This is a genomic window from Gluconacetobacter brunescens, from assembly GCF_048695475.1.
In the GTDB taxonomy this organism is placed as follows: domain Bacteria; phylum Pseudomonadota; class Alphaproteobacteria; order Acetobacterales; family Acetobacteraceae; genus Gluconacetobacter.
Genome location: NZ_JBLHEN010000002.1, coordinates 1,268,282 through 1,279,780, shown reverse-complemented (window position 1 = coordinate 1,279,780; position 11,499 = coordinate 1,268,282). Strand labels below are relative to the sequence as shown.

Here is an 11,499-nt window from a genome sequence, read left to right as displayed (position 1 = left end):
TGAATCCCATTTGATACCAAACGATTAGGCCGCCCCCAGGGCGGCCTTTTGCGTTTCCAGGCACACAACTGGAAGCATATGGGAAGCCGCCGCAAGCTTGCCTCGGATGATGTGCTGTTTTTAGGCTGTCAGAATGGCGGACGATGGGGAGCGCTGACGATATGGTGGACGCGCAACGTGTGCGGCTTGCGGTTCTGTCGCTTTGTGCCGAGCTATTCGTCGCAGGCGGCCTGTCCGCTTCGAGGGTTCAAGCCGCTCCGGCGTCGTATTCCCAGTGCATGGTTTCACAGCTCTCGCTCGGCTTCGATGATGAAGGGGGCGTATTCAACGGTATGTCGCAGAGCGGCACGCTGCTGGTGCTGCGGAATATCGGTATCGTGCCGTGCCAGGTGCGGGCTCTGCCGCATCTGCATTTCGAGGACGCCGATGGTCATGCAATGGACGCGGTTCGCCGTGCGCCGCCCGGGGTGCATCCCGGGCCGGTGCTGTTGCCGGCCCTCGTGATGCCCGACGCGGAACTGACGGCGCGGCTGCATTGGGTCTCGGGTGATGTCTATGACGGTCACCGCTGCATCTCGCCGGCCACTGCCGTGATTGACCTTCCAGGGGGCGCGTTGCGGCAGTCCTTCGGTCGGCATATGTGCGCCCCGGCCGGTTCAACGCAGTTTTTCGATCAGGCGCCGCTGCGGCCGGATCCGGTGCCCCCGGCGCCATAGGTCACAGGCCCTGCAGGCCGGAATCGGATCTGTGCCGCAAGCACGGCGGCTCAAAGCCGGGTTGCCCGGCGGGATTTGAAATGGTCATGAAGAAAATGCGCCGGGACGTTGTTCGAGAAACCATGCGGGCGAACAATGCCCCGGCGGCAGATCCGGGCCGCGATTGATCGCGGCCGGAGGTGGGATTGCCGGAGACGATCGTTTCAGGCTCCGTCAGCCTGAAACGATCGGTTGGGTTTTCCTGCGCTCCCGATCGTGGTCAGTGCGAGAGGGTAGCCAGCCACGGGGTCAGGTCCGCCTGGGCCCGGGCCGCGACGGCGGCATTGGCCGCGATCAGATCGGTGGCCTTGTGGGCCTCGATCTTGGCGCCGATCGATTCCGTGGTGGAGGGGTCGGTCGCCAGCGCCTTCGCGATGTCGGGATTGATCGAGTACGACGCAATGGCCGGCAGCAGGGCGGATTGCGACCAGGGGGCCAGACGCGCGCGGATCTGCTTCTGCGTCTGCGGGTCCTGCACCAGCGACCAGACAAAATCAGGATTGTCGCTGGCGGCGGCCACCCGGGCGAGCGAGCGGGCAACGCGGCCATTGGGAATGACGCCGCTATAGGCAAGCTGCACGCTCTGGCGGATCAGCGCGGGATCCTGCGCTCCGGCAAGAGCGTTGAAGAAGCGCAGCTTGTCTTCGGTACTGGTGGCCGCGTGCAGCTTCCTGGCCAGGATGGCATAGGTGGCGGCATCGGCATGCCGGCCGACGACCGAGGTGACGGGGTCGACCAGGCTGGCCGGCAGGCTGTCGGGGTTCTTCACATAGGCGGCAAAGCGCTCCTGTGCGCCGCTGACGACCGTCGGGTCGTCGAACTGGCCCAGGGCCGAGATCACCTGCGGACGCAGCAGGGTATCGAGGAAGGACTCATCCGCGCGCGGCGTCCAGCCCAGGCGCGCCAACTGCGGCCCCAGCAAGGCGCGGGCGAAGGCGTGGAAGGCGGGCCGTGACGGGTTGCCGCGCTCCATGGTGTCCAGATCCCTCAGGCGGCCGATCGTGTCCTGCCAGACGGCGATATTGTCCTCATGCGTGGCCGGCAGGGCGGCGACCAGATTCAGCCAGGTCGACAGCGGGGCCTGGCCGGCCTGGAACAGGGTGTACTGGTCGCCCAGCAGGTTGGCGCGATCGACGGCGCTCAACTGGCTGAACGCCTTGCCGAGCGCCGCCAGCGACGGTGCATCGTAGGCGACGCGATAATAACCGTTCTCGCCCGGATTGGCCTTCAGCGCCAGGTCGCAGCCGGCGAAGGTCAGGTGCGCCGGCTGGTCGGGCTTCAGGATCACGCGCTGCGCGGTGATGCCGGGACCCGCGACGGTAACGGGGATGATCCAGCGTGCCGGCAGCGGATGGGCGTCGCCGATGGAGAAGCGGCCCTCGGTCAGCGTCAGGGTCGTCTTGCCGGCCTCGCAGCGACGGCCCACGGTGACCAGCGGGATGCCCGGCTGCTCGGTGAAGCTGCGCGCGACGGTCGCCACATCCTGATGCGAGACCTGCGACAGGGCGGCCCACAGGTCGGCGCTGGTGGTGTTGCCGTAGGCGTGGGCCTTCATGTAAGCGCGCATGCCCTCACGGAACACATCGGGACCCAGCCAGTCCTCGACCATGCGGATGACCTGCTCGCCCTTCTGGTAGCTGATCCGGTCGAAGGCGGTATTGGCCTCGCTGACGTCGTGGATCACCTGCTGGACCGGATGGGTGGTCGGATGGGCATCCTGCGCCATCGCCTGCTCGCGGTCGGAATGCTGGCGGGGCCACATCTGCCAGGTCGGGTTGAAATGGTCGGTGGCCTTGGTCTCCATCCAGGTGGCGAACCCTTCGTTGAGCCAGATATTGTCCCACCAGCCCATCGTCACCAGGTCGCCAGACCATTGATGGGCCATTTCATGCGCCACGACGACATAGACGGCTTCCTGGGTCGTGGGCGCGCTGGTCTTGGGATCGAACAGCAGGTCGTCGTCGATGAAGGTGATGGCGCCCCAGTTTTCCATCGCCCCGGCCTCGTAATTTCCGGGAATGGCGATCAGGTCCATCTTCGGCAGCGGATAGTCGACGCCGAAATACTCGTTGTAATACGGCAGGATCTGCGACGCTGCGGTCAGGGCGTAGCGTCCCTTTTCCTGCTCGCCGGTGGGGGCGTAGACATTGATCGGCGTCTCGCCGCCCTTGCCGCTGACGGCCTTCATGTCGCCGGCCACCAGGGCCAGAAGGTAGGTGGACATGCGGGGCGTCGTGCCGAAGACGACTTTCTTGGCATGCGCGCCGGCCGGGGTGGACGATTCGATCGGCATGTTGCTGACGGCGGTGAAGTCGGCCGGCAGGGTCGCCGTCAACTGGAAGGTCGCCTTGAAGGCGGGCTCGTCCCAGCCGGGGAACATGCGGCGGGCATCCGCGACCTCGAACTGCGTCACGAGCATGCGATGCTGCTTGCCGTCTGACGTGCGGTAATCGTCGTAATAGATGCCGTTCGGCGTGGCGGGGATGGGGCCGCGATAGACGATCGCCAGCTTGTGCGCACCCATGGTCATGGGCTGCGGCAGGGTCAGCGTCGCGGTCTGGGCCTTGTCGTCCTGCGTGATCTTTGCCGGCGTGCCATCGAGCGTTGCCGAAACCAGCGTCAGGCCCGCCTGGTTCAGCGTGATGCTGGCGGTGGAAGACGTGACGTTGACGTCGATGTCCTCATGCCCGGTCAGGGCAAGGCGCTTCAGATCGGTGACGATATTGATCCGGTACGCGCCGGGAACGACATCCTTCGGCAATTGGCCGGGTGCGTGCGCGAAATCGAAGGGGGATTCGGCCAGGGCCGGTCCTGACAGCAGGGCTGTGCCTGCCAGCAGAAGGGCGGCGATGGCGGGTTTGCGGAACATGCGGAAAATCTCCGGTATCGTGGACCAGCGTGCCTGGTCATTGCCGTCGCATTGTCCGTTCATTGAACGGACAACGCAAATCGACCGCCATGTTTTATGGGAGGGTACGGACGGCGATGAAGGAGCCGGTCCAATTTTCTGGCATTGGCGGCATCCGGGTTAGAACCGGATGCGAATGACGGCCGGCCGGTTGTTACACCGGGCCGGCCGTCTGGTCTGGCCGACCCGCATGCCCGGCTGGGAATGCGGATCGGACACTACGATGGATTAGAAGTGCGCCCCGATATTCAACTGGAAGGAGCGACCGAGAACCGCCTCGTAGTAGCGCGTCAGGCTGACCGTGCCGGGATATTTCGGCAGGGCGTCGGTGATGTTGTTGATCATGAAGTTGGCGTCGATGTTCTTGGTGATCTTATACCCGAACGTCGCGTTGAAGTAGGCGAAGGCCGGCCGGTTGTTGGCCTCATAGGCCGTGGCCGGAACCTGCAATGCATAAACTGACTTACCGTAATAGACCGTCTGCCACTGAAAGGACAGCGGACCACGATAGTAGTTCAGGTTCAGCGTCATCAGGTTGCTGGGATTCGAGGTATCGCCGGTTCCGTAATAGGTGCTGCCCAGATAGGTCTGGTTGTTCTTTACATAATGCGTGAAGTTGCCACGGACTTCCACGGTGCCAGCATCCCTGGACAGGCCGAAGCGCGACAACGGCATGGCGTAGTCGAAATTGGCCTGGACCGCCTGCATATGCTGGTTGGCGATGTTGTAATAGCCTTCGTTGAAGTTCGTGATCTGGTGGGTTTCCGGATCGCGGGTGAAGGCGTTGCAATAGGCGTTGTTCGGGTAGCTGGACGAGTCATAGCATGCGTTCATCAGGTCGCCGACCGCGAGATAGGTGATCTCGTTGCCGACCTTCACATCCACGAACGAACCGGTCATATCCAGGCCCGGGATGAAGGTCGGACGGAATTCCAGCGTGCCGGTGAAGCTTTTCGATGTCTCGTTCTGAAGGTGGACGTTGCCGCCGGTCCGGCCAGGAACCGTCCCGCTCACGATGTTGGAGACGAAATCGGCGGGAACCCCGGCGCGGGCGCAGTTGGCGCTGCGAATGCCCGGGTTGGGGCCGGCATTAACGTAGGCGCCGTCGCAGGGATCGTCGGCGAATTCATAGGACGTGCTCTGGGGCGCGAACAGTTCGGTGACCGAGGGGTTGCGGACCGAGCGCGCATAGTTGCCCGACAGGCCGAAATCCTGCGTCGGCCACCAGGCGCCGCCGAACATATAGGTCCAGTAGCTGCCGGTCATGCTGTTGTGGATGTAGCGGCCGTTGGCGGTCGCCGACAGGCTGTAGGCGCCGGTCATCTGCATGCTGGGCGAAATGAGGGGAACGTCCAGTTCGCCGAAGACTTCATGCGTGCCGTAGGAGCCGGACGTACGCGGCAGCGAAGTCAGGTTGCCATACTGCTTGTAGGTGCCGTCCGGCTGCTGATCACCGGCGAAGAAGGAACCGGGATTGAAGGTATAGCCTTCGCGACGATGTTCGTAGCCCAGATCCCAGCGGACCTGACCAGCCGGCAGACGAACGACCGTGCTGTGGATTTCCGCCTGAAGGTCACGCTGCGCATTGGTATTCTTGTAGTGCGCGTCGGAAATGATGTAGTCGACCGCGGCCGGGGTGGATTGGCCGGTGCCGAACGGATTGAACGGCGCGCAGACCGAGCTGCGGGTCGGTGCCGACGAATTGACGTAACCGGGGGCGCAGACGATGTTGCCGGCGGCATCGGTCGTGGCGTTCAACGCGTTTGTCAGGTTCTGGGTATTGATCGACGGCTGGAACGTGTCGTTCATATACTTGCTGTATTCGCCCTTGGCCGACCATTCGAAATGACGGCCGACCGCGTCGAAGTCGCCGCTCAGGCCACCCTGGAAGCGGAACATCTGCAAGTCGGTGCGATACATGCCCTGATCCAGGTCCTGGTTCAGGCGCGACAGGTAGAACGTATCGGTCGGCTCACCTGCAGCGGCCAGCGCGTTCTTGATCGTCGTCTGTTCCGCGGGCGTCAGGAACGGATTGTTGGTGCTCATGGCAAAGCCACCGTTGACGGTCGTATAGTCCTGATAGTTGGCTGCCGTCAGCGGGTTGGAATCGAAATATGGGGTGTTCCAGGTGCCCTGGCCGACCAGGCTCGATGCCTCGCCGCGCGCGTACCAGCCCTGTCAGGTGGCGTGCAGATGGTCGGTAATGTCGTAATGGCCCAGCGTCGTCAGGTTGAGCTGCGAGGACGGGGCGTAAAGCTGGCTGTAATTCTGCAGCGCGGTGCCGTTGCCGCCCGACGAGTTGAAACCGCTCTTCGTCGCCCAGTTATAGGTCAGCGGCACCAGCGACTTGCCGTCCTGGCTGAACATCAGCGGCTGGCCGGCGGCATTGGCGATGCCGGCTTCGACCTGCCCGGCATAGATCGGTACATCGTCGGGTACAAGACCCGGAACGCCGTTCGGGGATGCGATCAGGTTGCGGACCTGCGGCGTCAGGACACGGGAATAACCCGGATTCGTGCCGATCGGGGCGTACTGATAGGTCGTCGCGTTGGCGCCCGTGATGTTGGGTCGGTCGCTGGCGAGCATGCCGCCCATGTTACGGTATTCCACGTCGAAGACGGCGCCGCCCCGGCCGTGGTCGAATTCATGCCCGAATTTGAAGGTGATCTTCTCGCCGGGGGCATCCAGCTTCTGGGTCCAGTTGCCCTGCGCGGTGAAATCGACGCCCGTGAAATGATCGTCGAGCTGATAGTTTACGACGCCAGCCACGGCATCCGCGCCGTAGGCGGCGCCCGCGCCGCCCAGCCGGGTATCGACCTGCTTGATCAGCGAGGTCGGGATCGTGCTGACGTCGACCTGCGAACCGGAACCGTTGCCGTACAGCGAGGCCGTTTCGCCGCCGACCATGCGCATGCCGTCGATCAGCGTCAGCGTGCGCTGGGAACCAAGGCCCAGCAGAGAGGAGAAGGACTGGCCGGCGGCCATCCCCTGCGTGCCGATCGGCGTCTGGTCGCCGAGCGAGAACGCGGTGTTTTCACGCAGCAGGGCGATGCCCATGTCGGTATAGCCGCGCGTGCGCAACTGCTCCGCGCTGACCGTCGAGCCGGCCATGACATTGGTCAGGCGGCTCTGCGACAGGCGGGTGCCGGTCACGGTCACGGCTTCGGGCTCCGCTGTGGGCACCTGCAGCACCGACGAGGTGGCCTGTGTCGAGGTCGCGGGAACCGTCGTTGCCGGAACGACCGTCGCCGGAGCCGCCGTGGCGGGCGCCGTGGTTGTTGTGGCCGTCTTGGCCGTCTTGGTCGCCTTCTTGCCCTTGGTGCTGTGCTTGTGCGTCGTGTGGGTCGCGGGTTCGGCCGTCTGCGCGAAGGCATGAGCGTACATCATTCCGCTCATGGCCGTGAAGGCGAGCAGAATGGTGTTCTTTCGGCGGAAGGCGCGTGCGGTCGTCTGCTTTATCTGGCGATCGCCCATGAATTTCTCCAGAAGGGTTAACGTGAAAATTGGTAAGCGAGTGTCTCGATAAGAATTCGGCGCCAAGGGCCATGCCAGATCATCCCGAACGGAGAATTGGACGGAATCGTAGCGATTCCGACACGATTCAACGGTCGGCCACGTCTCATGCTGTTCCGGACTTCCGGGTGTTGCGATGTCGCGTAGAACTCTCCTGGCCTGTGTCATTGCCCTGTTACGGCGCGTTAATAAAAGTTACACATGATCGGAACGAGCCTGTCGACCGCGTGCGTGCCGTCTGTTACGAATTTCATGCAATATGTTGCTCGTATGCAACATGGGTGCCCGTTGATATTCGCAGGGCTAGCGTCCAATACAGGCGCAAATATTAGAAATTCATAAATTCAATTAAAATATTCGGGAAGTTTCATGGAGGAATCTTCATGAAGGGGCTGCGGCTTCTCCCCGGAGCGATGACATGGAGCGCGCGTCGGGATGTGGTATCCGCGCCACCGTGCCGTCTGGCCGATCATGATTCTGTTGCCGCTGCCTATTGGTTGCCTATTTATCGCGATCTTCGGGCGATGTCGGCGCCGTCTCATAGCCGGGGCGCTGGATCAGGACGCCGGCGATCGAACTCAGGACGATGCACAGGATCCCGGCCCATTGCGCGGGGGCCAGATGCTCCCCCAGCAGCAGCAGGCCGGTGATGGCGGCCACGGCCGGGTCCAGGCTGGTCAGGATGCCGAACTGGCGCGCGTGCAGCCGCTTCATGGCCAGCATCTCCAGCGTGTAGGGCAGGGCGGACGACAGGATGGCGACGCCACAGGCCACCAGGGCGGCATGTGGATGGACGATGGCGACGGGTGTGGTCGCCGCCATCAGCGGTGTGACCAGCACCGCGCCCACGGCCTGGCCGAGCGCCGTGGCGCGCGCCGCGTCGATGCGCCGGCTGACCCGGCCGCCGGCCACGATATAGGCGGCCCAGCCCGCCGCCGCCATCAGTCCGTAGGCCAGGCCCAGCAGGTCGAGCGGCCGGCCCGCCAGCGCCGCGCCGGGTTGCAGCAGCAGATACAGCCCGCCGACGATGACGGGAAACAGGAGCAGTTCGCAGGCGCGGCGCGCGCTCGACAGGGCCAGGATCAGCGGCCCCAGGAATTCGACCGCCACCGCCACGCCCAGAGGCAGACGCGCCAGCGAGAGATAGAACGCCATGTTCATCACGCCGATCGAGGCGCCGTACCACAGGATCAGCCTGAGAGTCGCCCGGTCGGGTGCCGCGCGCCACGGGCGGACCAGGATGGCCAGCACGATGGCGGCGATCCACAGGCGCAGGCTGACCGTGCCCAGCGGCCCGAAGACCGGGAACAGCAGCTTGGCGAACGATCCGCCCACCTGGAACGAGAGCATGCCCCCGACGACCAGCAGCGTGCCGGCCAGCGGGTTATGCGTCTGTTCGTCTCCCGCCGCAGGATGCGCGGCCGCGCTCATCGGCGGCCCGGAGGCATGTGGGTGACGCCGGCGGCGGGCAGCGGGGCGGGCAAGGGGTCAGACGTCCAGTTCTTCGACCAGACGGGCATGTTCCTGAATGAACTGGAAGCGCGACTCGGCCTTTCGGCCCATCAACTGCTCGACCCGGTCGCTGGTCAGCGCGCGGTCTTCGGGCCGGGTGACGACTTGCAGCAGCGTGCGCTTCTTCGGGTCCATGGTCGTCTGCTTCAGGTCGCCCGGCGGCATTTCGCCCAGGCCCTTGAAGCGCGAGATCTCGACCTTGGCGTTGGGCTTGAAATCCGATTTCAGCTTCCGCTCGCGGTCGGCGTCGTCCATCGCATAGACCGTCCGGCCGCCCTGGGTCAGGCGGTAGAGCGGTGGCTGCGCCAGATAGATATGCCCCCGGCGGATCAGTTCGGGCAGTTCGCGGTAGAAGAAGGTCATCAGCAGCGACGCGATATGCGCGCCGTCCACGTCGGCGTCGGTCATGATGATGACGCGCCCGTAGCGCAGGCGCGTGGCATCGAACCGCTCGCCGATGCCGCAGCCCAGGGCCTCGACCAGATCGCGGAGTTCCTGATTGGCGCGCAGCTTTTCGGTCGAGGCGCTGGCGACGTTCAGGATCTTGCCACGCAGGGGCAGCACCGCCTGGGTTTCGCGGTTGCGGGCCTGCTTGGCCGAGCCGCCGGCGGAATCGCCCTCGACCAGGAAGATCTCGGTCTCGGCCGCGTTCTCGCGCGTGCAGTCGGTCAGCTTGCCCGGCAGGCGCAGGCGCCGCGTGGCGCTCTTGCGTGGCGTGTCCTTCAGGTCCTTGCGGCGCAGCCGTTCCTCGGCGCGCTCGATGATGAAGGCCAGCAGGTTGTCGGCCTGGGCGGGGTGTCCGGCCAGCCATTGCTCGAACCGGTCGCGCAGCGCGGTCTCGACCAGGCGGCCGGCCTCGGGCGAGGTCAGTTTTTCCTTGGTCTGGCCCTGGAATTGCGGATCGCGGATGAAGACCGACAGCTTGGCGGCGATGATGCCCATGATGTCGTCGGCCGCGATGGCCGAAGCGCGGCGGTTCGACCGCTGCTCGCCCCACGCGCGGAAGCCCTTCAGCAGCGCGGTGCGGAACCCGGCCTCGTGCGTGCCGCCCTGCGGGGTGGGGATGGTGTTGCAGTAGGAGGCGAGGGTGGACGACCCCGATTCCAGGAACGCCACCGCCCATTCCATCCGGCCGGTCTCGGCGCCGTCCGAGGCCACCGGCAGGTCGGCATCGCCCGACCACATCTCGGCCAGCAGCGCGGCCGAGCCCAGTTCGTCGCGCAGGCTGTCGGCCACGCCGCCGGGGAAATGCAGCACCGCCTCGGCGGGAATGGCATCGTCACGGATCAGCGCCGGGTCGCAGGCCCAGCGGATGGTCACGCCGCGATACAGGTAGGCCTTCGACCGGCACAGCTTGTACAGGCGGGCCGGCGAGAAATGGAGGCGCCCGAAAATCTGCGGATCGGGGGTGAAGCGGATCTGGGTGCCGCGCCGGTTCTGGGTCGGCCCCACCTTTTCCAGCGTCGTGACCGGGTGGCCGCGTTCGTAGGCCTGGCGCCACAGGGTGCGGTCGCGTGCGACCTCGACCTCCATCCGCGCGGCCAGGGCGTTGACCACCGACGAGCCCACGCCGTGCAGGCCGCCCGAGGTCGCATAGGCCTTACCCGAGAATTTCCCGCCTGCGTGCAGCGTGGTCAGGATGACTTCCAGGGCCGAGCGGTCCTTGAATTTGGGGTGGGGGTCGACCGGAATGCCGCGTCCGTTGTCGCGGATGGTCAGCCAGTCGCCAGCTTCCAGCGAGACGTCGATGGTGGTGGCGTGGCCGGCCACCGCCTCGTCCATCGCATTGTCCAGGATCTCGGCGGCGAGATGATGATACGCGCCCTCGTCCGTGCCGCCGATATACATGCCGGGCCGGCGCCGGACGGGCTCCAGCCCCTCCAGCACCTCGATGGCGCTGGCATCGTACGCCTCGGCCGCGTTGGCCGGAGCCGGCGCGGCGGCCTCGGTCGGGCGGGGGCGGGGCCCCCGCTTCGGGCGCGGCGCGGAAAAGAGATCGTCGTTCATGGACTGTTCTTTGTTCCGCGCCCCTGTTCCCTGTCAAGCAGGCGCATGCCCAGGGTCGTGTCCAGGGTCGTGTCCGGGGTCACGCGCCACGCCCCGGAAACGCCGTGTGTCAGCTCCGGGTGGTGCGGGCGGCGCGGGTGCGCGAGCGGCTGCGGATCTCGGTATGCAGCACGCGCTCGGGCGCGGCGCAGGTTTCGTATGACGCCGGCTGGATGATGTCCTTGGCCTGGGCATAGCGCGAGAGGTCCTGCGCGCTTTCCAGCACCGCGACCTCGTCGAACATTGCCGCGCGCTGGTTGCAGAAAGCGGTGCCGGCCTTCAGCCCGCGCTCGGACTGCACGTTGGCGAGCTGGGTGATGTAGTCGTCGTGCTCGCGCTGGGCGCCGCGGCCGTAGGTGGTGCGGAAATAGGCGTTCAGCGCCCCTTCCTCGTCCAGCAGCTTGGGGCGGAAGCGCGTGACGAAGGCGTTGTAGCGGTCCTGCATGCTGCACGACAGGGCCGTGACCATCAGCTCGCTTTTCAGGCCCTGCACGTCGAAGGCCTCGTGCGCGGGCGACGATGTGCAGGCGCCGGCGGCGAATGCGGCCTGGCCGTTCACGAGCCCGGCAAGGGCCAGGCCGGCGACTGCGGCACGCCAAATGGGAAACGTCATGATAGGGTTTCTCCCGACCGACCGGAAAGCTGCGCCGGGTCGTGGTCGATGACATGAACCGGCATGTGAACTGGGCTTGCTAGCCTTCTATAATGGCAGCATAACCCTGACCAGAGCGTTGGCAATCAAATTTTGGGGGCGCGACCGGTCGC

General features: G+C 65.2%; 7 protein-coding genes. 1 reads left to right on the top strand and 6 read right to left on the bottom strand.

What is annotated here, in order from left to right; translation table 11 throughout:
• Positions 1-161: 161 nt before the first annotated feature.
• Complete coding sequence (locus tag ACMAUO_RS18050; RefSeq protein ID WP_420358252.1) at positions 162-716, top strand: DUF4232 domain-containing protein; 555 nt, start codon at positions 162-164, stop codon at positions 714-716.
• Positions 717-975: 259 nt separating this feature from the next.
• On the opposite strand, the gene ACMAUO_RS18045 is transcribed toward ACMAUO_RS18050, so the two are convergent.
• The 6 genes from ACMAUO_RS18045 to ACMAUO_RS18020 all read right to left on the bottom strand — a co-directional run bounded on the left by ACMAUO_RS18045 (position 976) and on the right by ACMAUO_RS18020 (position 11,347).
• Entirely contained in the window at positions 976-3,624 is a 2,649-nt protein-coding gene (locus ACMAUO_RS18045) for a M1 family metallopeptidase (protein ID WP_420358251.1), read from the bottom strand.
• Positions 3,625-3,891: 267 nt separating this feature from the next.
• On the bottom strand, positions 3,892-5,760 hold the full coding sequence (locus tag ACMAUO_RS18040; RefSeq protein ID WP_420358320.1) for a TonB-dependent receptor domain-containing protein: 1,869 nt from the start codon (positions 5,758-5,760) through the stop codon (positions 3,892-3,894).
• An 81-nt stretch (positions 5,761-5,841) separates the two neighbouring features.
• On the bottom strand, positions 5,842-7,137 hold the full coding sequence (locus ACMAUO_RS18035; RefSeq protein WP_420358250.1) for a TonB-dependent receptor plug domain-containing protein: 1,296 nt from the start codon (positions 7,135-7,137) through the stop codon (positions 5,842-5,844).
• A gap of 540 nt (positions 7,138-7,677) precedes the next feature.
• The gene (locus tag ACMAUO_RS18030; protein WP_420358249.1) at positions 7,678-8,607 is read right to left on the bottom strand and encodes an EamA family transporter; all 930 of its coding nucleotides are present in this window, start codon (positions 8,605-8,607) and stop codon (positions 7,678-7,680) included.
• Between the two features lie 57 nt (positions 8,608-8,664).
• Complete coding sequence (parE, locus tag ACMAUO_RS18025) at positions 8,665-10,695, bottom strand: DNA topoisomerase IV subunit B (RefSeq protein WP_420358248.1); 2,031 nt, start codon at positions 10,693-10,695, stop codon at positions 8,665-8,667.
• A gap of 109 nt (positions 10,696-10,804) precedes the next feature.
• Positions 10,805-11,347: a hypothetical protein gene (locus ACMAUO_RS18020; RefSeq protein WP_420358247.1), complete on the bottom strand. Its 543-nt coding sequence runs from the start codon at positions 11,345-11,347 to the stop codon at positions 10,805-10,807.
• Positions 11,348-11,499: the final 152 nt, after the last annotated feature.

Bases quoted from the DNA above. Each gene is read 5' to 3' on its own strand.
- ACMAUO_RS18045 (WP_420358251.1), bottom strand. From the start codon at position 3,624: ATGTTCCGCAAACCCGCCATCGCCGCCCTTCTGCTGGCAGGCACAGCC.
- ACMAUO_RS18020 (WP_420358247.1), bottom strand. From the start codon at position 11,347: ATGACGTTTCCCATTTGGCGTGCCGCAGTCGCCGGCCTGGCCCTTGCC.
- parE (WP_420358248.1), bottom strand. From the start codon at position 10,695: ATGAACGACGATCTCTTTTCCGCGCCGCGCCCGAAGCGGGGGCCCCGC.
- ACMAUO_RS18030 (WP_420358249.1), bottom strand. From the start codon at position 8,607: ATGAGCGCGGCCGCGCATCCTGCGGCGGGAGACGAACAGACGCATAAC.
- ACMAUO_RS18035 (WP_420358250.1), bottom strand. From the start codon at position 7,137: ATGGGCGATCGCCAGATAAAGCAGACGACCGCACGCGCCTTCCGCCGA.
- ACMAUO_RS18050 (WP_420358252.1), top strand. From the start codon at position 162: ATGGTGGACGCGCAACGTGTGCGGCTTGCGGTTCTGTCGCTTTGTGCC.